A 22,158-nucleotide genomic window follows, 5' to 3' on the forward strand; every position below is an offset into this window, starting at 1 on the left:
CCTATATTCACTGTTGTTTGACAGGAACGCCACGCGCCTCGTTACCTGTCCTTGACTCAACCCGCTCAACGCACCGTCGCACCGACTGGATCGATCGGCGTGCAAGTTCCCGCGCGCGCCTCGATCGCTTCGCCCGCGGCAAGGCACAGCGCCTCCTGGAAGCGCCCGGCGACAAGCTGAACACCCATCGGCACACCGTCGCGCACGCCAGTCGGCACGGAGAGTCCCGGCAATCCAAGCAACGCGGTCGCAAGCAGCGGACTCTGCATGTCGATGATGTGCCGCATCGCATCGTCGCCACGCTGGTCCTCGTCGATCGCAAACGGCTGCGCGCAGGAAACCGGCATCAGCAGCAGCGGATAGCGCTCGAAGAAGCGCTGCCAGTCGCGTAACAGGCCGGTGCGCCGCGCCAGACCATTCATGTAGCCGGCCAGGTCGAGCGGAGCGGCAAGCCGGCGCTGGCTGCCGAACGCCGTACGAATCGCGTCGTCGCCATGCTGCATGATGACGTCGCCGAGCCCACTCCTCGCTTCGTTGGTGACGAGGTCCAGCCACAGCGCGCTTGCTTCGGCCATCTGCGGCGGCACAGCTTCTTCGACGATGCAGCCCGCCTCCTCGAGCCAGCCTGCCGCCTGCCGGATCGCGTCGACGACCGCCGCGTCGGAACGGATACCCGGTAGTTCCGCACAGACGGCGACGCGCGCAGGAAACGGCGCGCGCGGGCCGAGCGGCTCTACCGGCATCCACCATGCGTCGCGCGGATCACCGCCAACCATCGCCTCCAGTGCAATACGCAGATCACGGACTGTTCTCGCCAGCGGCCCCTGCACTGACGCGAGCTGGACCGCAAGCGTCCGGTCCTTTACCTGCGTCGGGTTGTACGCGGGTACACGGCCGACGCTCGGCCGCAGTCCCGCGACACCGCACGCGTAGGCCGGATAGCGGATCGAGCCGCCGAGGTCGTTGCCGTGCGCGATCGCTCCGATGCCAGCGGCAACCGCAGCCGCTGCACCACCACTGGAGCCCCCCGGCGTCAGTTGCGGATTCCACGGATTCAGCGTGCGGCCATGCAGGTCGTTGTCGGTGAACCAGCGATATGAAAACGCCGGAGCGTTACTGCGGCCGATCACGATCGCGCCGGCTTTGCGCAGGTTCGCGACCACGGGGCTGTTCTCGCTCGCGACGAGGTCCTTGAACGCGCTCACACCGTTGGTGGTCGCGCGGCCGGCCATGTCGACATTGATCTTGACCGTCACCGGCACGCCGTGCAGCGGTCCGACCGGCTCGCGCCGCGCGATCGCCGCGTCGGCTTGCGACGCAGCCTGCAGCGCGCTGTCGGCCAGCACGTCGACAATCGCGTTGATGCGCGGATTCACGTCCTCGAGCCGCTGAAGACAACTCTGCGTGAGTTCCGTCGACGACACATCGCGACGCGCGATGCGTTCGACCATTTCCGTAGCGTTCAGACGCCACAAATCCTGAGTCATGTCATGCTCCTGGTTGATTCCGATGATTGACGTTGCAAGTGGAACTGTCGCGCTACGCGTGGGATGGCTCGACCTGAGGGGCGTGCGACGCGTAGATTTTCCTGCACGCCTCCACCACCTCCCAGGTGCCGCAAAATCCCGAGGGAATCACGAAACGATTCCCGGCGCGCAGCACCTTTTCGCTCCCTTGCATATCACGCACGATCACCACGCCACTCAACATCTCGCAGTATTCGGACTCGTTGTACTCGATCGTCCAATGGCCGGGCGTGCTCTCCCAGATGCCGGAACTGAATTGTCCGCAAGGACTGATGTAATGACGCGTGAGCGTCTGCATCGGATTGCCGGCCAGCAGCAGCCCGCGCGGTACGCGGGATTGGGTCAGCTCCGCGGGGTCCCGCATCAGGTCCACGATATTGGTGATGTCTGTCATTAGCGCCTCGCAGGTGTGCAATGTTCGATATAGGTGAGTTGCCGCGCAGCCGGACGAACCGGCTGGCGCCGGCTCAAAACGCGTCCATCATCCGGTGCCAGGTCATTGCGAGCATCAGCATCGGTGAGCGCAGCAGGCGTCCGCCCGGGAAGTCGCGGTGCCGGATCTTGCCGAACAGGTCGAAGCGGGCGGCCTGCGCATCGATCGCCTCCGCGATCAGCCGGCCCGCGAGCCCCGTGACGTTCACGCCGTGCCCGGAAAACCCCTGCGCGAAATACACGGTCGGCTCGAGTCGGCCGAAATGCGGTGCGCGATTCATCGTCGCGTCGACGAACCCGCCCCACGCGTAGTCGATCTTCGCGTCGGCGAGTTGCGGAAACGTCTTCAGCATGTCCCGCCGCATAGCGGCGGCGAGTTCGCGCGGCGTACGCGTCGAGCTGCTCGCCTTGCCGCCCCAGAGCATGCGGCGATCCTTCGTCAAGCGGAAATAGTCGAGCGCCGCGTTGCAGTCGCTGATCGCCGCATCCGTAGGCATCGTGTCGCTTGCCCTCGCATCGCCGAGCGGTTCGGTCGCAATCAGGTAGGTCGCCACCGGCATGATCTTGCGCGCAAGCGCCGGTGCGAGCCGGCCGAGGTAGGCGTTACCCGCAAGCACGACATAGCGCGCATCCACCTGCCCGCGTGCGCTTGCCACGCGATGGCCTTGCGCGGTCTTGCCGATTGCGTGCGCGCTCGTGTCCTCGTGAATCGACACCCCCGCGTCACGCGCCGCGCGCGCCAGACCGAGCGTGTAGTTGAGCGGATGCAGGTGACCGCTACCGTCATGGTGCAGCCCGCCGAGGTAGCGATCCGAAACGACGACCTGGCGCATCTCGTCACGCTCGACATACCGGTACCCCTGATAGCCGAAGCGCAACTCGGCGGCTTCCTGCCAGGCACGCAGCGCGTCGACATGGCGCGGCTTGTTTGCCGCGGTCAGATAGCCCAACGTCAGGTCGCAATCGATCTGATGCTTCGCGACCCGCTCCTTGACGAGCTCCACCGACTCGAGCCCCATCGCCCAGACGCGCCGCACGTCCTCTTCCGGCATGAAGGATGAGAACGTATCGATGTCACACGAATAACCCGCGATCAGCTGGCCGCCGTTGCGGCCGCTCGCTCCCCAGCCGATCTTCGACGCCTCGAGCAACACGACCGAGTAGCCGCGTTCCGCGAGATTGAGCGCGGTGGAAAGGCCTGTGAGTCCACCGCCGATTACGCAGACGTCGGCGGATACCGATGCATCGAGCGATGGATAACACGTCCGGTCGTTCGCGGTGGCCGCGTAATACGACGGGACGTGCGCCTGATTTTCAAACTTGAGCATGACAAAGCCTCGCGACCGACGGCGGCCCAGCTTCTTCGGGCCGGCGCCGGCATCGCATCAGAAAGAGTAGAGGAATTGCGCGGCAAGCAGATCGTTCGACTTCGCATACGTACCGTCATTGCGCAGGAACACCTGACGGTTCGCCCAATCGTGCCGGTATTCGACCTTCACCGTGATCTGCTGGGTCGGATAGAACAGCAGGTCGAGCGCGACATCCTGGTGCGTCGCGCCCTTGCATTCGAAGCCGTGATTGCTCGACGCCGCGAGGCAATTCACGTCGACGCCGAAGCCGTTATACGGATCCATCCCGTTGCCGTTGAGGGCGATCCCGCCACCGCCGCCGCCGTTCTTGCTGTCGACCAGCAAGTCGTAGCGCGCCGTCACGCCGATCCGCCCGACCACCGGCAGCCTGAACTTCCGGTGCGCGAGCAGCGACAGTCCGTACCACTGCGCCTGGCCGCCGTTCCACGCGGCATTCTGTTGCTGGCCGTAGTCGATTTCGGCGTTGTACTGGATGTCGGCCAGCGCGTACGTCATATCGGCTTCGGTGAAGAAGAACGTGCCGTAGCCGTTCGGCGCCTGGCCACCCCAGCCATAGCTGACCGAGCCCGTCGACGGGTCGATCGCGCTCGGCAGCGTCTGCCGGCCGATGCTGAACGAGCCGCCGACGTCGAGCTGGCTGCCACGGAAATAGTCGACCCGCGCGCTAAACGTCGGCATGCGGTTGCTCGTCGTGATCGGATCGCCGAACGCGTTCGTGCCGGTCTGCGTCACCGAGCCGGCGGTGCGGAACTGCTCGTTGCCGAGCAGGAATTTCCATGCCCACTGGTCACCGGTGTAGTTGACGCCAGCGCCGATCGAGCTGCCCGGATCCGAGAAGTCGAATAACAGGTTGTGCGTGAGCGTCAGCATCTGATTCGACTGCTGCACATCGTAGCCGCTCAGCCCCGGCATCAGGCCCGCGACGACCGACGTGGCCGGTGTCAGCGGCACCGTCGCAATCGCGGTGTTCAGAATGTTGAGCCCGCTGTCGCCGTGTTCGTTCATCAGATACATGCCGGCGCCGCGGTTCGGCGCCAGCGTTACCTCGACGGCGGGCGCCATCGGGCCGACACCGAATATCTTCTTGATATCGAGGTATAGATCGCCGAACGTGCTGTTGTAATACTGGTACGCGTTTTCGTGGTTCGCAAACTGGAATGACGACGTGCCCGCCGCACGGTTATACAGATAGGTAGGATCGATGTAGCCAGTCACCGACAGCCCGGCGATCGGGCCGGTCTGGGCGGCGTCGGTCAACGCGTCGACTTTCAGCTGCTGGTTCGCGGTCTGCTGCTTCAGCTCGGCAAGGTCGTCGTTGCTCAGCACCGCGGGCGCCTGGCCGTAATCCGCCGACGAAGGATCGACAGCGGCCGCACTCGCCGGCGCCGGCTTGGACACGGGCTTCGCGGCAAGCTGCGACTGCAGACCTTTGACCTCCTGCTGCAGCGCGGCGAGTTGCTGCTGCAGCGCCTTGATCTGATCGCCAGTCGGACTCGCCGCGGCCAGCCCCGGCAGCACCCCGGCCACCAGCACGCTAATTAACCTCTTCTTCATGAAACATCTCCCTGTTTTTTATTTGCTTCGGATTCCTCAACCGCCTGACTTCAAGCGCAGCCACAGACGGTTCTGCAGCCGCGTGAGCTCCGCGCTTATCGGCATCGCGAGCGACATTCTGGCGAGCACACTGTCAGACAGGTAGACGTCCGGATCCTGGGAGATCTCCGGCTTCACGAACGGGCGTGCGGCCTTGTTCGCGGTCGGATAGGCAATCTCGTTCGTGATTGCCGCGCTGGTCTTCGGGTCCTCGATGTAGTTGATCCACTTCAAAGCCGCCTCGGGATCAGGCGCATCCTTCGGGATCGCCATCGCGTCGAACCACAGCAGGCCGCCTTCCTTCGGATTCACGTAGCGGATCTGGTATGCGTGTTTCGCCTCCGCCGAGCGCCGACCCGCGAGGCTGACGTCGCCGGACCAGCCGAGCACCACGCACACGTCGCCGTTGGCAAGATCGTCCGCATAGCCCACCGAATTGAACTGCGTGATGTACGGACGAATCGTCTTCAGCGCCTCGTAGGCCGCCTGATAGTCCGCCGGGTTCTTGCTCTCCGGATCCTTGCCCATGTACTGCAGCACCGCTGCGAATGCCGCGTCAGGCGCGTCGAGCAGCGACACGCCGCAACCCTTCAGCTTCGACACGTTCGCCGGGTCGAACAGCAACGCCCAGCTGTCGGTCGGCGCGTTGTCACCAAGGCGCTTCCTGACGGCCTCGACGTTGTAGCCCACCCCTGTCGTACCCCACGCCCACGGCACGCCGTACTGGTTGCCCGGATCGGCCTTCGCCATCATCTTCATCAGCGCCGGGTCGAGGTTCGCAAGGTTCGGGATCTTCGATTTGTCGAGCTTCTGGTAGACGCCCGCCTGGATCTGCCGCGCGAGATAGTTCGACGTCGGCACGACAATGTCGTAGCCGGAACTGCCGGTGAGCAGCTTGGTCTGCAGCGTGTCGTCGCTGTCATAGCTGTCATAGCGCACCTTGATGCCGGTCTGCTTCTCGAAGATTGGCACCGTGTCCTTCGCGATGTACTCGGACCAGTTGTAAACATTCAGATTGGTGTCGCCGGCCAGCGCGGACTGGCTAGCCGCGAACGCGAGGCTGGCTGAGGCGGCGAACACGATCCTGATGACCGGGCAGCGACGAAAACGGGCACGCATAGGAATCTCCAGATAGTGTGGGTCGGCCGCTCCGATCCATGCGGATGCCGCCGGTAAGCAAACTCGTCAATGCGTCGCGAGGCAATCGTCGACGTGCGGACTGAACGCCGGATCTCCTTCGTTTCAGCTTGTAGAGCACTGTAAAGATCGCCATACGCGCCGTCTGTCCCGGGAACAAAGGACAAGTGTCATCATCGATAACGGTGGTTTGGGTGCATTCCCGTGTAGGCATGGGGAATTTGTCGTGATACCAGTAGCGCCACCCGGAATTGATCGAGAACAGAAGTTATGAACGCCGCGCTCCCCTCGCCGGATCTCCAGCTCAGTCAGGTCGCGTTAGTGACCGAGACGTTGGGCGACATCGCGCAGGCCGTTGGCGCTCCGCAGTTCATGCAGGTCGTGTTTGAAAATCTCGTGCACTTCGTCGATTTCGACGCGGTACATCTGGACTACGAGCGTGTGTCTCCGTCCGGCCAACGCAGCGTCGGCTGGATCGGGAGCTTCGGTCGCGATCGTGAACTCGTCGAACAGGTGATGCGGGACTACTACCGGAGCTATGCGAGCGAGGACGCGACCTACGAGGGAATCGGAGACAAGCGCGATGTGCAGCTGATCCAGATCTCCGCGCAGAAGGTTGCGAGCGAGCTCCGGCATCTGTTCTTCGACATCGGCAACATCCACGATGAATGCGTGGTGTTCGGCGTGACGAACGGCACGCGATACTCGATATCGATGGCACGCTCACGGCGCCTGCCGTCGTTTTCGCTGAAGGAACTGAGCCTGCTTAAGCAGTTCGCGCACGTTGTGCTGCCGCTCGCGGCGGTGCACAAGCGGCTGATCGGCGCGATCTCGCCAGACGACGGCCGCCCGGATACGTCCGACAACAATCTGCTCGCGCAGTGGCTGCCGCATTTGCACGGCAAGCTGACGTCACGCGAAACGCACGTGTGCTCGTCGTTTATTCAGGGCATGACGACACCGGCGATCGCGCAATCGATGGGGCTGAAGCCCTCGACCGTCGAGACCTATGCGAAACGGGCATTCGCGAAGCTCGGCGTTGATTCGCGGCGGCAGTTGATGGCGCTCGTGCTGAAGAACGCACCGCTGCGGTATGGCAGCGATGGGGTGTAGTGGATCAGGATGACGAAAGGGTGTCCGATGGGCTTCGTGCAATGGGACCCGAGCAGCTCCTTCAACTGAAAAACCGCGAAGACCGCGTATCTCAAGACGAAGACACGCGAACTCAGCTCTCCCGTGCACCGCTGGCGCAATGTTCCATCACTTCGAAGAGCGCACGTTTTGTCGGGCTATCGAGCCGCGTGTAAGCAAGACCGATACCGGTACGGTGACCGGGAAGATCCAGCGGACGCGCCACGACCTTGGGCGGCAAAGCCAGCGCCGCCTCGGCCGGAATGACGCCGATGCCGAGTCCCGCCGCCACCAGCGCCAGCATGGTCGGAAACTCCCCCAGTTCCTGGGCGATGTCGAGCACCGCGCCCTGCTGGGTCAGCGCGACGAGCATCTCGTCGTAGAAGCCGGGCGCGTATCGCCGTGAGAGCACGAAAGCGGGCGAGCCGCTCAGATCGGTCGGATGAATCAGGGGCTTTGCGGCCAGCGCGTGATCTTCAGGCACCGCCACCACGAACGATTCTTCGAGCACGACGCGCGTTTCGAGTCCTGAGCCGCTCACGGGCATGCGTAGCAGGCCGAAATCGAGCTTGTTGTCATGCAGGGCCGCGATCTGGTCCGGCGTCGGCAGGTCCTTCAACTCCAGCGTGATGAGCGGATAACGCGCGTGCATGCTGCGGATCAGATCGGGCAGCAGCTTCGGCAGAACCGACGACACGAACGCAATGCGCAGCACGCCGATCTCCCCGCGCGCGGAAAGCCGCGCGGTCTGCTCCGCGCGCTTCGCCTGATGAAGCGTGGCGCGCGCTTCGGGCAGAAAGAGCCGCCCGGTGTCGCTCAACGCGACGTTGTGCCGGTCACGCTCGAAGAGCCGCACCTCCAGTTCCTCTTCGAGTGCCTTGATCTGCATGCTCAGCGCAGGCTGCACGATACATAGGCGCTGCGCCGCGCGGCCGAAATGCAGCTCTTCAGCCAACGCCACGAAGGCGCGCAGGTGCTTCAATTCCATGGTGTCTCTCCGCAAGCGGGCGCTTGTCATCACGAATCATGATAACAACGTCACGAAAGACTATTGGCGCGTTTGCTGCCCTTGCGTTGAACTGGTGGGCATTCGAGGCAACCGGGGCGCGTCATTGGATGCGCGGCGCAGCCTGAGGGCCTGAGAGACGCCGTCCACCAGGGCAGCACGCCACAAAACACAAGATCGGAGACATCGACATGCATTTATTGATCTCGAGCCGGACGCGCGGTGCGCAGACGCTCGCCGGTTTGACAATCGCATTCGCCGCATGCGCCGCGCACGCCGCGGACTGGATCGTCTCGGGCAACGACGGCAAATATCAGCGCGTCGAGGGACGCGATACCTATCCGGCCAATCCTCAACCCGACACGCTCACGCTCCTCGACGCCAGCCATTTTCCGCCGCAGGTCAAGGTTCAGGTGGAGGTGGAGAACGGCATCCAGGGACCGCCGCAAGCGGTCGCGATCACGCCGGACGCCGCCGTGGCGCTGGTCGGCGCGCCCACCCGCTACGATCAGGCCGCCGGCAAGCTGCTGATGGACTCCTTTGTCCAGGTGGTCGATCTGCGGGCATCGCCGCCCGCCGTTAGCCGGGTCGAGATCGGCAGCCATCCGCAGGGCATCGCCATCGACCGCAGCGGCAAACTGGCGCTCGTCGCGTGCGTCGACGGCAGCGTGACGGTGCTCAGCATCGACGGAAACCGCGTGACGCCGGTGGATACGCTGAAGATCGGCCAGAAGCGCCTGGCCGGTGTGAGCTTCACGCATGACGCAAAACATGCACTGGTGGCACTGCGCGACGAGCAAGGCGTCGCCGTGCTGAACATCGCGGACGGCCACGTCACCGATAGCGGTGTGCGCCTGTCAAGCGGCGTGGCGCCCTACACCGTCGACGTATCGAGCGACGGCAAATGGGCCGTCGTGAGCGACGTCGGCCTCTCCGGCCTGCCCGCCTACGCGGGCAAGCTCGCGGGGGATGCCGACACCATCACGCTGATCGACATATCGCACGAGCCGTTCCGCGCGGTTCAACACATCACGGTGCCGTCATTGCCCGAGGGCGTAGCGATCTCACCCGACGGCAAATGGATCGGCGTACAGGCCATGGACGGCTCGAACCTCACGCCGGACAACCCCGGACGCCATGCGCGCGGCAAGGTTCTGCTTTTCGCCATTCGCAACGGCCAGGCCGTGATGATGTCCGAGGCGCCAGGTGGAGAAGCTGCACAAGGCATCGTGTTTACCGCGGACAGCAAGCATCTGATCGTGCAGTTCAACGTCGAGAAGCAGCTCGCCATGTTCGCGGTGAACGGCGGCCATCTGCAGGACACCGGACAGCGGATCGCGCTGACGGGCGGCCCTTCGTCGCTTCGTACGACTCCGCGCTGATCATCGTCAACTGAATACCACGGGGAAACAGTACATGCCCTTCATGCCTCACTCGATTCCGACGCTATGCGGCTCGCTCGCCGGCCAGCCCTTCACGTTCAACGTCAAGGTGCACAACGCGGCTTATCGGGCGTTAGGCGTCGACTACACCTTCGTGAGCTTCGGTGTAGAGGATGCCGCAGGCGCGATAAACGCGATGCGCACGCTCGGCATTCGCGGCTTGAATGTGACGATGCCGCACAAACAGGCCGTGATTCCCTACCTCGACGCACTCGACGAAACGGCGCGCGAAATCGGCGCCGTGAACACGATCGACAATCGCGACGGCTATCTGACCGGCTACAACACCGACTGCACGGGCGCGGTGCGCGCGCTCGAGGAAGTGACCTCGTTGCCGGGCCGCCGCATCGCGCTACTCGGCGCGGGCGGTGCAGCGCGCGCGATCGCCTGGGGCGTGCAACGCGCCGGTGCGGATCTCACCGTGTTCAACCGCACCGCGTCGCGTGGAGAAGAACTGGCCAGCCACTTCGGTCTCGCTTTCGGCGGCGATCTGAATGATTTCGCTGCGGGCAAGTTCGACGGCGTGGTCAATGCGACGGCCGCCGGTTTCCGTGCGCCCGACGTCAATCCACTGAAGCCCGAGCAACTTGCGCCGCATCTGTTCGTGATGGATGCGGCGTTTATCCCCGTGCGCACCAGGCTGATTCGCGAAGCCGATGAGCTTGGGTGCCGCGTCGTCGATGGCACGCGGATGCTGCTGCATCAATTCTGCGGCCAGATCGAACTGTACACAGGCAAACCCGCGCCGCTCGAGACGATGAGCACGGCTCTGCTCGACGAGATTGCGCGCGTGGGCTAGCGGACCGTTCGGGTCATGAATGAAGTGACCGCAATGGCATCCCGATTGGAGGAGACGATAAGATGAAACATCAGCACACCGTTGCGACAGACCCACACGATACGGGTCACGCCGTCGGCGCAGGCAAGCACGAAGTCACGAACGCCGACCTGTATCGCGCCGCGTGGGCGGCGTCGCTCGGCAGCGCGCTCGAATACTATGACTTCGCGCTGTACAACCTCGCCTCGGCGCTGATTTTCGGGCCGCTTTTCTTTCCGTCGAGCACGCCGGCCATCGGACTGATCGCGAGCTTCGGCGCGTACTTTCTGGGCTTCGCCATCCGGCCGGTGGGCGGCATCATCTTCGGCACACTCGGCGACCGTTATGGGCGCAGGTTCGTGCTGATGGCGACGATCCTGCTGATGGGCATCGCCAGCACGCTCATCGGCCTGTTGCCTACCTATGCGTCCGCAGGCATCTGGGCGCCGATACTGCTCGTAGGGTGCCGCCTTCTGCAGGGCCTGGGTGCCGGCGCTGAACAGGCAGGCGCTGCCGTGTTGATGGCCGAGTATGCGCCGGCCAAACGTCGCGGCTATTTCGCTGCGTTGCCGTTCATGGGCGTGCTGCTGGGCACCGTGATGGCGGCCGCGATCTACTTCGCGCTGGTCCGCGTCGAGGATCTTTCGCAAAGCTGGCTGTGGCGTGTGCCGTTCCTGCTGAGCGCTGTCATCATTGCGGTGGCGATCTGGATCCGGCTGAAACTCAAGGAGTCGCCGTCGTTTACAAAACTCGAAGCGCGAAGCGAGGTCAACGAGAATCCGTTGAAGCACCTCATCCAGCATTCGAAGCCGACGCTTTTTAAGGTCATCGGCATGCGCATGGCCGAGAACGGCGGCTCGTCGATCTATCAGTCGCTCGCGATCAGCTATATCGCGACCGCAACCGGCCTCAAAGGCCAGATCGGCCCAATCGCCCTGCTGCTCGCGGGCGCCTCGGGAGCGGTCATCATTCCGCTGGCGGGCATGGCGAGCGACCGGTTCGGGCGCATCCCCGTCTATCGCGCCTTCGCCGTCTATCAATTGTTGCTGGCCTATCCGACCTGGTGGGTGCTGAGCCTCGGCAACGCCACGGCAAGCATTGCGATGTTGTGCGTCGCGTTGGCCGGCGTGTGGGGCATGTTCGCGACGCAGGGCGCGCTGTTGCCGGAGCTCTTTGGCGCGCAGCATCGCTATGCCGGCGTAGCGGTGGGACGCGAAGTGTCAGCCGTCATCGCAGGCGGCGTGGCGCCGCTCGTCGGCGCATCCATGATCGCCTGGGCGACGCTGCACTGGGGTGGACACGAAGGGACGATTCTGGCGTGGATTCCGCTTGCTACTTACGTCGCGATTCTCAGTCTGATCGGCGTGGTGACGACTTACTTCACACCGGAAACACGCGGGCGTGATCTCGACGATTTGCGTGATGCTGCTGACACGCCAATCAAGCCAGTCAGCCGGCCAATCACTCAACACTCCTGATCACAGCGAGCAGATAAGCCCTGCAGGGCGTAATGTTCGGTGCGTACCACGGACCGAGTTGCGCGCCGCTAAAGCCACGATCCAGGTCCTCGGCCATCAGCATATTGCGCCGCGTATGGCATGCGCTGCAATGCGCAAGCACATTGGTCAGATAGGCGCCACGGTTCCATTCCACGCTCTTTTGCGGGTCCACCGCAAAGCGGCGGTCTTTCAGAAGCAGCAGGTTCCAGACGATCATCGATTGCAGGATGCCGGATGCTGAATGGAAACGGCAACGCGGTCTGCGGTGGAACCTCGTCGACCGGTTCGACGCGCAGCGGACCATAGACGAGTCCGAAGTCCGGCCCGGTGCCACGCAGGTGTGCAGCGCCACCCTCATATCGAGCGCCTGGCGGGATAGGTACGCGCGTGACAATGGTAGCCGGTGCGCCTCGCGTCCTTCCTCGTCTATCACCAATGCCATATAGCCGGGCCCATGCCCGACACACATACTGCAATCAGCCTAAGCGTCTCTGCAACCTCGCCCGATCGCACTCACTCCGTTCCACGGAGCGACCCGCTTTCTCCCTGGACACGGCGCACCTCGGCGCTTCGGTTCGGCGCAGCGGGACCATGCGTCGCCATTTCAACAGGAGAGTCAAAATGAAGACAGCACTTTTACTGGTCAGCGGCGTGCTCTGCGCGTGCTCATGGCAGGCAAACGCGCAGGACACCACCGCGCAACAGCCGCCGACGGCAACCGAAATCATGAACAGTTCGCAGGGGCCAGACATGTCGACCAACTCGATGTCGGGCGGCGGCGCGACTCAACAGGGCAAAACCCGCGCCGATGTCTATCAGGACCTCGTGCGCTCGCAGCAGAACGGAGAAGCGGCGAGGCTCCAGCAGCTTTTCAAGGGAGGTCAATGATCTTTCGGTCCGCTCCGGAGCCCGGCAGCGGATGCACGTAATGCACGTGATGCACGACGAGGGCCGGGTGAACAAGACCCGCTCCTCCTCGCGCTATGGCTTCGCTACAGCTTGATACCTCTTTTCTTCCAGCGCGGCGAAGGCAACCTGCCGGAGCCTGCCCGAATCTCAAGCAGACGCGGCACATAGGCATGTTGACCGAGCGGTACCGGCGGTGGGTTCAACGTGCCGACACATGAGCCTAGCAGGTGAGGAACCGACGCGACCTGATCCGGATCGAGGGAATGCGCCTCGGTTTCAATCCACACGCGAGCGGAAGGCTGAGGCGTGAACGTATTGGGCTGCAACCCATTCGCGTACTCGATGATTTTTTGCCTCGCCAGCAAGCGGGCCACCTGCGGCGCCGCGGCGCTGGTTCCGCTCAACGCAACGAGGCAGCCGCTGCGCGTACTCGCGGCCAGCACACCTGCGCATGCGACGGAGTCTTCGCTGACCGCCGCCGCATCCGGACCCGATCGCTGCGTCGCCAGAAGAGAAGGTCCGGTCGATGAGTAAGTCGCAGCGCGTCCGTCAGTCCTGCGATAGGCACCGACCACGACGGTGTGCTCACCGGTCGCAATGGAGCTCAACGTGCCGCCACGCTTGATCCAGGTCGACGCATTGCCTTCGTCGAAGTCCCGCACGTGGGCCCCAAAAACAAACCGCTTGTACGCCAGATCCTCGAAACGCGACTGGCGCCCTCGCAGTGGATAGCCGTAGGCCGTTTCATTACGCTGCACCCACGCATGAATCTTCAGATCGTCACTCGACCCGTTCGTCAGCGTCACTGTCCAGTTGCCCACCGGCGCCGGATCGCGCTGGGGTTGATTCGTCGTCGTGGGAGCGAGTGCGATCAGGATCATCTTGCGGTCCCCCGTCGCGACGCGATCCAGATAGACCGCCGTGCACAGCACATTGCGCCCCGGTTGCCACGTGTAGAGATTCTCGACGGGAAACGCGGGACTCTTGTCTCCCCCCGGCGGCGTGATCTGAACGGTCAGGCTGGATGCATCGACATCCTTTGGCAACCATATCTCAAGAAAACCAGGCGTGGCGCAATCGGGCAGGACGCGCCACGTAAGCGGACTCGACGTTCTTTTTTTAACCAGGAGATCCGCGTGACAGCGCAGCGTGTTGCTGTTTCCCGCGGGTACGACAATGGATAGATCGCGATGCAGGCCGATCAGTTCATCCATCGCGCTTTCAATGATCGAACTGCCGTCGTGCGGACCCGCCATATAGCCGTAGCTCAGGTTGAGTACAACCGAGTACGCCGCGCCGTCGGCAAGATCATCCGCGCGACGCAGGAGGTAGCGGATCGCGTCGAGTGCGTGAACGGCGAACCAGAGCCCGGACGTGTCGCGAATCGTTCGCCCTGCCGTCTTGAACTGGACGCACAGGATGCGCGGCGGTTGAACCGTTCCCGTCCGCTCCCCTTCCAGGGTCAACGCGGCGGCCTCGATCTTGTTGTGCCTCACGCCGCACGCGAGATCCATGACCTCCGTGCCGTGCGCCCAGCGTTTGCGCGCACCGACGTAACCGTTGAGCCGATACACGGCGTCTTCATCCAGGAGTCCGTTGGTCACGCACTGCTTAAGCAAGCCGTTTATCTGGGCGCCGGCTAGCTCACGCCCGTAGTGCACGCCGAGCAACGCCGCCGCTGCGTCATCCTGATTCCAGAAGTATTCGATACGGGTCAACGGAATATCGGCGACGGAACGAAAGCGTTCGTGAGCGAACGCCAGACCATCGTCCATGACACCCATGAACACAGCGTGCGGCGCGTCAGTGGCCCCTGCGCCCGGTTGAACAATGGGACCGAAGACGGGCGCCGTGCCTGGCATGGACGCCTCGGAACCGGGAGCCACAGACGGCGTCGCGTCGCCAGGAGCGATCGGCATCCCGAGTTCGAAGCGCTTCACGACACCCTTCATGGCGCCATCGATTTCAGTGAAGAACTGCTTTGTCACGATCGCAGTCAGGAAGCGCGACGCTCCCAGATCGTGCGGCGGAAAGCGATACACGGTCGATACCTGAATCCACGTCTTCCACGTGGCGTTCTCGATTTCCAGACTTTCCGCGAACGTCTGCGCGGTAAGGAGCGGAGCGCCCGCTGCCGGCCAGTGCGCTTCCAGTTCGAGGATGACGCGCACCCAACCCGTGGGTTGCCCTCCGAGGTGAGCAAACGCCGTTGTGTCCGCCCACGCCAGATAGGGGTCGGCGCGGGTGCTGTTAGCGGCGCGTCCGATCCAGTTGAGACCGCTCCACGCGCCGCCCGCCAAAGATTGCCAGCTCATATGCCACCTCGTATGCCACCCTTTCTGCACGCATCGACACGCTTACGGCAAACGTGTGTTCTGGAGACTCTTGCCCGTCCACTCGCTCTCCGCCTGATTCCATAGCCACGACAGAATGTTGGATCCATCCACGGCCGTTGGCGCAGCGTCCCAATCGATGAACGAGAAGTAGGCCCGCACCTGGGGCGCGGTCATGGTCGGATTGTTCAGGATATAGGCAGCGACATCGATGTCGCTCAGCGGCTCGTGATAGTCAAAATCCGGGTTGCCGTGCGGACCACTGGCGTTGATACCGTCACCCTTGAAATAGCGCGGAGTAATCATGCCGTTGCCGCCAGACTTGCACCGCGCAACAAAGTATTCCCCGAGTGAAGTACCGAGCACGTGCCCCGCAATGCTGTCGATCGGAAAATGCACACCCGCCACCGTTCGATTCACCGCGACGCGGTACGCCTGCCTCATCGCCTGCTGACGGAATACGGAGTTGGGCTGCGCATTGAACAATGCGCACAGCACTACCGCGATAGTGAACGCCTGAGTCGAATGGCCGCTCGGTAGCGAGCCATGCCCCGGCGTCTGAATCATCGGCTGCACCTGGCTCGAGTACTCGATGGCCCTTTGCGCCGCGATCGCATGCTTGAAGCGAATTTCCACGAAGATTGCGAACCGCACGGCGGCATCGAGCAGTTCGAGCGTCTTCGGCGTGCGGCTCGGGTGCAGATAGATGAGGGTGCTCCAGAACGCCACTTGCGGACCCATCTGACACAGTATCTCCGCGGCGCGGTCCTCGCGCAGGTCCGAATAGAAGTCCAGCCAGTCGAGTTGTTTCGTGAAGACGTCCACGCCCGGGCGGCCCAGGGAAACGACCTTCACGTCCGGGCCGCCTTGCGCGCTTGCCCGGTGAGACAGCATGGCAGTGTAAGCGTCGGGAAACGAAAACTTCAGACTCGTCAGCAGTTCGAAATCGAACACCGTCGCGCGTACCCAAGGTTCCCATCGCCACAGCTGAGCCGGATCGTCGAGCTTCGACGGTGTGGCGAGATCCTGCAGTTTCTGATTGTCGAAGTTGAGCGTCACCAGTTCCGGAGTCCGCCAACTGCCCACGATCCCGTCGCGGTGTCCGATCAGCGCTTCCGCGAGAAGCCGCGGGTCGCCCGAACTGCCGCCGCCCGCATCATAGACGCCACCCGCGCCTCCGCCGCCGGGCGGAATTCCCGCACCCCCGGCACCACCCGCACCACCCGCTCCGCCTGCCCCACCCGCACCGCCAAGTCCGCTCACGATATGTCTCCACTCTCAGGGATCCAGCACCGCATTCATTGCTTCTTTTATCTAACCAGGCAATCCCGCCTGGCGAAGTGCCTCCGACCAGATCTTGCCGGTCTTGTATGCGCCGCTAGGCGAGCGTTCGAGATAACGCTGCACCGTCAGCGTCGGATCGATGGCCAGCACTTCGCCGACCGTCAAACGCGCCGCCTCGACGTTGCCGAGCAGCGACTGCGCGATCGCCAGCGCGCGTAATGTGGACGTGTTGGTGCGGTTCACTCGCAAGGACCGTTGCGCCAGTTCCACCGCGCGTTCGTAGCGGCCTGCGGATAGCGCGGCCGTTGCACCGAGCGATTCGTAGAAATAGCGCAAGGGATCGAGCGGCGAAAGCCTGAGGGCACGCTCGGTTGCGTCGACCGCCTCCTCGCCCTCGCCTTCGAACGCGTGCAGCGTGCCTTTGAGCAGCCATGCAAGCGAATCGTTGGGATTGACCGAGAGCGCGAGCGCGTAGCGCTGCTGCCCGATGTCGAGCCGCTTGAGCAGATTCGTGTGCACGAATCCGTCGATGGTCAACGCGAGCGAACACTCAGGATCGACGTCGAGCGCGTGTCGCGTGCATTCGAGCGCCACGTTTGCTTCGCCGCGGCGGTCATCGGTCCAGCCGCGATTGAAGCGCAGGACATGCCACTTGGCGAGCCATGCATGCGGCAATGCCTGTCTGCGCGCGCGTTCGATCACCGCGTCCAGCATGTCCCGCGCACGGTTGAAATCGTCCGCTACGCCGCGATGCATCAGCACGATGGCGCTCATCAGCAGTGTCGAGATTTCGAGCGTGGGCAACGCCTGCGATCGTGCCCGATGCAGTTCGCGATTGATGATTGCATTGCTGACCCCGCCGACCACCCGGCCGATTAGTTCGTCTTCGCCAAGCATGATTTCGGAAGTGCGGCCTCTGATGCTCTCAGTCCACAAAATGTGACGCGATTTGGCCTCGGCGAGCTCGGCGACGAGCACGAACTGATCGCCCGACATTCGATATGCGCCCGACAATACGTAACGCGCGCCGAGAAACCCACTGATTTCGTCGAGCGACGCGCCGCGCTCGCGAAACGCGGTCGTGGACAAACGCGAGATCACCTGAAGCTCGGCCGTGCGAGACAAGGAGGAAATGATCTCGTCGGCGAGCACTTCGCCGAGCATCTGCTGTTCGACGTCGCCGCCACGCAAGATGAAAGGAATCACCGCGATGGTAGGCCGCAACTCCGGCAAAAAAGCAGCGCCACGCTCGATCAGCGGACGGGGCCCGGGCGGACCGATCCGATAGGCGTGCACCGGATGCTCGAAATGCTTCAGATGGCATTCACCGAGGTCGTCGATTTCCGCGTCCAGTTCGGAAGTCAGCTGATCCCGTACCTGCGCGGACACCACGATCTCTCCCGGTCCCGCCAGCGTGTACAGGCGCGCAGCCAGGTTGACGCCGCGGCCGTACACGTCACGCTCGTCTTCGTACAGCTCCGTGATGTGTAAACCCATCCGCAAGAGCATGTGCTTGCTCGCCGGCTCGCCCGCGTTGACCTCGCGCGACGCGCGCTGGATCGCAAAAGTCGCGGCGAGTCCGTCCTGCAGGCGCACGAATGTGACCATGAGTCCGTCGCCCTCGGTTCTGATCAGGCGGCCGCCATGCGCAGGCACAAACTCATTCTCGATCCGAGCCTTGAGCGCGCGCCAGCGCCGCGCGGCTTCGACCTCGTTATCCTGCATCAGCCTGCAGGATTCAACGAGATCAATAAACAGCACGGAGCGAACTACACAAACCAGGCCATCCGGTAAATGGGGGAAATCTGCCATCACGTTTATTCAAGCCATTTTTTTTGGCGTGCACAGGTCTTATACGCAACGGACTTCATCGCCCCTGCGCATTCTTTCAAATGTCACGTCGGAAGAGCCGCGCCCACGCAAGCGCAACCTTTCAGCGTTGAGCCGAAATGCTCGAAATGGTGAATCTCGCCGCCTGACGGGGCGACGCGAACGCGCCGCCAATGTCCTCAGCAGACTGGCGATTTGTATGTGTTATAGGTCAAAAAAAGGTTGGGAAAATGGCTTTTTTTGCCCGCCGTCCGCTTTATGTCAGTCGATATCGGACAAAGTCGAAGCACGTTGAAATGCAGTGTCTGCAATAAGCGTTCGAGAATCGCAATTAACGCCTCGTGCGCAGCTTATCGGCCTCCAATCGGCGGGTAATCAAGTGGATTAGATAAGTGGCAAATTCCGGGTCCTGGTAATAAAGTCGCATCGCGTCGGTCGCCGAGACCACCAGTAACTCACATTCGCTCTTGCAACGCGCCGTGCACGTGCGCCGATGGTCCGGAGAGAAGAGCCCGATCTCGCCCAGTATCGTGCCCTGCCCCACCTCGATGCCGATCTCCTCGAGCATGACCGTTCCGCGCACCATGTAGTAAAGCGCATCGCTTCGGTCATCTTTGTGAAAGAGGACATGGCCGGACTGAAAACGGGTGGGCGCCGTATAAGCCAGCAGGCGGCTGATTGAAAGCTGGCCGTCCAGCGCGTGGTGAAGTTGCACATCGCCGATCTTCTGCAAGCGCGCCGCGGCAACGCTCGCCTGCCCGCGGCTTCCGACCTTGAGTGCTTTGTACACCGTATATAAGTGCACTTTTACGGTCCCTTCCGTAATGTTCAACTGTCGCGCGATCGACTTGTTCGAATCGCCGCGCGCCGCGAGCGCCAGCACTTGCAGTTGGCGAGGCGTCAGGAAGTCGGAATTGGGATCGGCCGCGCCGGTGGACCTTTGCAGCGCGTCGGTGGAAGCGGTAGCCGCGGTGGCCGCCGACACGCGAATAGCAGATGGCAGATGCCGCCCGCCGGCAGCGAGGAGGCGCAGAGCACCGAGCAGTGCATTGCCGGACTCCGATTTGCCCAGGTGACCTGCAACGCCTGCCGAGATGAATTGCTCGACGGTCTGAGGATCGACCGAGGTCAGCAGTGCAAGCACGGGCAGATTGGGTGCATCGTGATGAGAAGCGCTTGCGGTAGTGAGCGCCTCTGGCAAGTAGTCACCGTCGAGCACGAGTACGTCGACCGTTTGCCCGCTCTCGATCGGGCTCAACGTGTAGTCGGCGCATTTCACTTCGGCGCCGTCGGCCCCGTCGCCGAGCAGACGCGCGACGCCATCGCGAAACAAACCTGCAGGCGCAATGAAAAGGATCAGCATGAGCCGTGCGCGCCACAGGTGGCGCCTCGGACTGATCGGCGTCTCTTCACGACAGCGAGGCAAGCATGATCGACAACCTTTTGATGTGAGCCTTGAACGCGTCGCTCGCTTCCCGATCGGTTGTCGGATTCAGGTGCGAAGTCCCGGCGAGTTCGACCTGCTCATGAAAATCGTTGGCGACCGCGCGTCTGATGTCTGGGGGTAACGACCGTACGATGGAGACCAGTAAAGCCTCTTCGGCGTGAATCATGCCCAGAATTGAATGAGTATCCACGGAAGAACCTCCGTTGAAGGCGTCGTAAGTACACTCTAGTACACGCCGGTCAATCGTTTCAGGCTACCTGGGAGGTTTCATACTGGTGGGGCGTCGGACAGCAAGCGAGTATCACCGCTCGACATCGTTACGGGGCGCGTAAGGCACCCTTTCCTCCTCGTACAACCGATAGATGAGTTCAAGCAGTTCCCGAAGGTCCCGCGACTCGTCGAGCATTCGCGTGCTCATGATGATTGGGGAAACCAGAGTGGGGTCGTCCAGCTCCTTGTAACTCACGTCGTCTCGCTTCAGGCCATACACGCTACTCGGGACGACGGAAATTCCTTCCCCCGCTGCGACGAGGCCTAGCGCAATCTGCAACTCCCGTACTTCATATATCCGACGAGGCTTGAGACCACGGTCCGCGAATGCCGACAGCACCTGGTCTGCATAACTGGGTCGCGGCGCCTTGGGAAAAATAATCAGGGTCTCGTTGACCAGATCGCTGAGCGCGAGGACGGGCTTGCCCAATGAGAGTGCATGGCCCTCCGGGAATGCAACGATCATCTTCTCCTCGCGAAGAATCACCCGGCGGATGTTGGCGTCCTCATGCCGGATACGGCCGAACCCGACATCGATCTGACCGTCTTTTAACGCGCGAATCTGGTCCATCGTCGACATCTCATGGAGGCTGAGTTCGACGGTCGTGTTCTCGTCGCGAAAGCGACGGATGATTTTTGGCAGCATGCCGTACAACGTCGAACCCACGAAACCGACAGAGAGACTGCGCTCGATGTTACCCACGCGCCGCGTCATTGATTCGAGTTCGGACGTCTGAGCCAGCAACTGGACGGCATGAGCATAGAAAAATTTGCCCGTCTCCGTCAGCTTCAACGGGCGCGAGTCGCGCTGGAATAACTGCACCTCGAGAATTTCTTCAAGTTGCTGTATCTGACGGCTCAAAGGCGGTTGGGCCATATTCAGCCGCTGTGCCGCGCGCGTGAAATTACGCTCCTCGGCTACGGCAACGAAATAGCGAAGATGGCGCAGCTCCATTTCAATACCTTATAGATATGGACCAATACTAAATCAGTGTTGGACGAGGCCTTCCGGCGTCCACTATTCTGCATTCACACTCTGTTTCAGCACCCATTATACCTTTCAGGCATGTTCGAGCGAGTGCCAAACCAAGGGTTTACCCCAAAGAAAATAGAGATTCAGGAGCAGACATGAGCGTCAAAGTGTTCGATACGAAGGAAGCGCAGGACCTGTTAAAGGCTGCTGCTAACGTCGGTAGCCAGGACGGCAGTGCTCGCGCCCAGCAGATTGTCCATCGCCTGTTGGGCGATCTGTTCAAGGCCATCGACGACCTTGACATGACGCCCGATGAAATCTGGGCCGGCGTTCATTATTTCAACAAACTCGGCCAGGATGGCGAAGCGGCGCTGCTTGCCGCAGGTCTCGGTCTGGAGAAGTATCTCGACATTCGCATGGATGCAGAGGACAAGGAGGCCGACATTGGTGGCACGCCACGTACCATCGAAGGCCCACTGTATGTCGCCGGTGCGCCGGTGCGCGATGGCGTGTCCAGGATTGACATCAATCCCGACCCGGATGCTGGCCCACTGATCATCCGCGGCACCGTGACCGGCCCGGACGGCAAACCCGTCGCAGGCGCGGTTGTCGAATGCTGGCACGCTAATTCAAAAGGCTTCTATTCGCACTTCGACCCGACCGGCGCGCAGAGCAAGTTCAACCTGCGCGGAGCGATCAGCACCGGTGCCGACGGCAAGTACGAATTCCGTACGCTCATGCCGGTGGGCTACGGTTGCCCGCCGCAGGGCGCGACCCAGCAACTGCTGAACGTGCTCGCCCGCCATGGCAACCGTCCGGCGCACGTGCACTTCTTCGTCACTAGCGACAAGCACCGCAAGCTGACGACGCAAATCAATATCGCAGGCGACCCGCTGATCTGGGATGACTTCGCCTACGCGACACGCGAGGATCTGATTCCGCACGTCGTCGAGAAGACCGGCGGTACTGCGTTGGGCATGAAGGCTGACGCGTACAAGGAAATCGAGTTCAACATCGAGTTGACTCCGCTGGTTCAGGGCAAGGATAACCAGGTCGTCCACCGTCTGCGTGCGTCTGCTATCGCCTGACCGCTGAACGCGGCAGCTACGTCGCACCCCTGCTGCCGTTCAATCCTTGGCAAGAAACTTTCGACACCGAT

19 protein-coding genes are annotated in these 22,158 nt (G+C 62.4%); 6 read left to right on the plus strand and 13 right to left on the minus strand.

The window, feature by feature from the left end; all coding sequences use genetic code 11:
- Positions 1-65 precede the first annotated feature (65 nt).
- From PQQ86_RS11115 to PQQ86_RS11135, 5 genes are all read right to left on the minus strand, one after another.
- Positions 66-1,487: an amidase family protein gene (locus PQQ86_RS11115; protein WP_408266570.1), complete on the minus strand. Its 1,422-nt coding sequence runs from the start codon at positions 1,485-1,487 to the stop codon at positions 66-68.
- A 52-nt stretch (positions 1,488-1,539) separates the two neighbouring features.
- Entirely contained in the window at positions 1,540-1,920 is a 381-nt protein-coding gene (locus tag PQQ86_RS11120) for a cupin domain-containing protein (protein ID WP_408266572.1), read from the minus strand.
- 73 nt (positions 1,921-1,993) lie between these two features.
- Positions 1,994-3,286 (minus strand): NAD(P)/FAD-dependent oxidoreductase, encoded by a 1,293-nt coding sequence (locus PQQ86_RS11125; protein WP_408266574.1) that lies wholly within the window; start codon positions 3,284-3,286, stop codon positions 1,994-1,996.
- A gap of 57 nt (positions 3,287-3,343) precedes the next feature.
- Positions 3,344-4,882: a DUF3138 family protein gene (locus PQQ86_RS11130; protein WP_408266576.1), complete on the minus strand. Its 1,539-nt coding sequence runs from the start codon at positions 4,880-4,882 to the stop codon at positions 3,344-3,346.
- Between the two features lie 36 nt (positions 4,883-4,918).
- Positions 4,919-6,040 (minus strand): polyamine ABC transporter substrate-binding protein, encoded by a 1,122-nt coding sequence (locus PQQ86_RS11135; RefSeq protein WP_408266578.1) that lies wholly within the window; start codon positions 6,038-6,040, stop codon positions 4,919-4,921.
- A gap of 288 nt (positions 6,041-6,328) precedes the next feature.
- Between PQQ86_RS11135 and PQQ86_RS11140 the strand changes: the two genes are divergently transcribed.
- Positions 6,329-7,171, plus strand: a complete 843-nt coding sequence (locus tag PQQ86_RS11140; protein WP_408266580.1) for a helix-turn-helix transcriptional regulator — start codon at positions 6,329-6,331, stop codon at positions 7,169-7,171.
- 112 nt (positions 7,172-7,283) lie between these two features.
- On the opposite strand, the gene PQQ86_RS11145 is transcribed toward PQQ86_RS11140, so the two are convergent.
- A complete protein-coding gene (locus tag PQQ86_RS11145) occupies positions 7,284-8,177 on the minus strand; it encodes a LysR family transcriptional regulator (RefSeq protein ID WP_408266582.1) in 894 nt (297 codons plus the stop codon).
- Positions 8,178-8,386: 209 nt separating this feature from the next.
- Here PQQ86_RS11145 and PQQ86_RS11150 point away from each other — a divergent pair, with 209 nt between their 5' ends.
- From PQQ86_RS11150 to PQQ86_RS11160, 3 genes are all read left to right on the plus strand, one after another.
- Positions 8,387-9,577, plus strand: coding sequence for a YncE family protein (locus tag PQQ86_RS11150; RefSeq protein ID WP_408266584.1), 1,191 nt, complete (start codon positions 8,387-8,389; stop codon positions 9,575-9,577).
- A gap of 34 nt (positions 9,578-9,611) precedes the next feature.
- The gene (gene aroE, locus PQQ86_RS11155; RefSeq protein ID WP_408266586.1) at positions 9,612-10,436 is read left to right on the plus strand and encodes a shikimate dehydrogenase; all 825 of its coding nucleotides are present in this window, start codon (positions 9,612-9,614) and stop codon (positions 10,434-10,436) included.
- A gap of 62 nt (positions 10,437-10,498) precedes the next feature.
- Positions 10,499-11,932, plus strand: a complete 1,434-nt coding sequence (locus tag PQQ86_RS11160; RefSeq protein ID WP_408266588.1) for an MFS transporter — start codon at positions 10,499-10,501, stop codon at positions 11,930-11,932.
- Here PQQ86_RS11160 and PQQ86_RS11165 read toward each other — a convergent pair.
- The gene (locus tag PQQ86_RS11165; protein WP_408266590.1) at positions 11,916-12,170 is read right to left on the minus strand and encodes a hypothetical protein; all 255 of its coding nucleotides are present in this window, start codon (positions 12,168-12,170) and stop codon (positions 11,916-11,918) included. The two genes, PQQ86_RS11160 and PQQ86_RS11165, sit on opposite strands and share 17 nt — an antisense overlap.
- A gap of 404 nt (positions 12,171-12,574) precedes the next feature.
- Here PQQ86_RS11165 and PQQ86_RS11170 point away from each other — a divergent pair, with 404 nt between their 5' ends.
- Positions 12,575-12,841: a hypothetical protein gene (locus PQQ86_RS11170; RefSeq protein WP_408266592.1), complete on the plus strand. Its 267-nt coding sequence runs from the start codon at positions 12,575-12,577 to the stop codon at positions 12,839-12,841.
- A gap of 104 nt (positions 12,842-12,945) precedes the next feature.
- On the opposite strand, the gene PQQ86_RS11175 is transcribed toward PQQ86_RS11170, so the two are convergent.
- From PQQ86_RS11175 to PQQ86_RS11200, 6 genes are all read right to left on the minus strand, one after another.
- Complete coding sequence (locus PQQ86_RS11175; protein WP_408266594.1) at positions 12,946-15,177, minus strand: S8 family serine peptidase; 2,232 nt, start codon at positions 15,175-15,177, stop codon at positions 12,946-12,948.
- A gap of 42 nt (positions 15,178-15,219) precedes the next feature.
- Positions 15,220-16,458: a phosphatase PAP2 family protein gene (locus tag PQQ86_RS11180; protein ID WP_408266595.1), complete on the minus strand. Its 1,239-nt coding sequence runs from the start codon at positions 16,456-16,458 to the stop codon at positions 15,220-15,222.
- Positions 16,459-16,509: 51 nt separating this feature from the next.
- Positions 16,510-18,291: an adenylate/guanylate cyclase domain-containing protein gene (locus tag PQQ86_RS11185; RefSeq protein WP_408266596.1), complete on the minus strand. Its 1,782-nt coding sequence runs from the start codon at positions 18,289-18,291 to the stop codon at positions 16,510-16,512.
- A 349-nt stretch (positions 18,292-18,640) separates the two neighbouring features.
- Positions 18,641-19,672 (minus strand): LuxR C-terminal-related transcriptional regulator, encoded by a 1,032-nt coding sequence (locus PQQ86_RS11190; protein WP_408266599.1) that lies wholly within the window; start codon positions 19,670-19,672, stop codon positions 18,641-18,643.
- A gap of 46 nt (positions 19,673-19,718) precedes the next feature.
- Positions 19,719-19,946, minus strand: coding sequence for a hypothetical protein (locus tag PQQ86_RS11195; protein ID WP_097389533.1), 228 nt, complete (start codon positions 19,944-19,946; stop codon positions 19,719-19,721).
- A 111-nt stretch (positions 19,947-20,057) separates the two neighbouring features.
- Positions 20,058-20,981, minus strand: coding sequence for a LysR family transcriptional regulator (locus PQQ86_RS11200; RefSeq protein WP_408266601.1), 924 nt, complete (start codon positions 20,979-20,981; stop codon positions 20,058-20,060).
- A gap of 173 nt (positions 20,982-21,154) precedes the next feature.
- Here PQQ86_RS11200 and catA point away from each other — a divergent pair, with 173 nt between their 5' ends.
- Positions 21,155-22,087, plus strand: coding sequence for a catechol 1,2-dioxygenase (catA, locus tag PQQ86_RS11205; protein ID WP_408266603.1), 933 nt, complete (start codon positions 21,155-21,157; stop codon positions 22,085-22,087).
- Positions 22,088-22,158 lie beyond the last annotated feature (71 nt).

The sequence above is a fragment of the Paraburkholderia sediminicola genome (assembly GCF_046026675.1).
In the GTDB taxonomy this organism is placed as follows: Bacteria; Pseudomonadota; Gammaproteobacteria; order Burkholderiales; family Burkholderiaceae; genus Paraburkholderia; species Paraburkholderia sediminicola_F.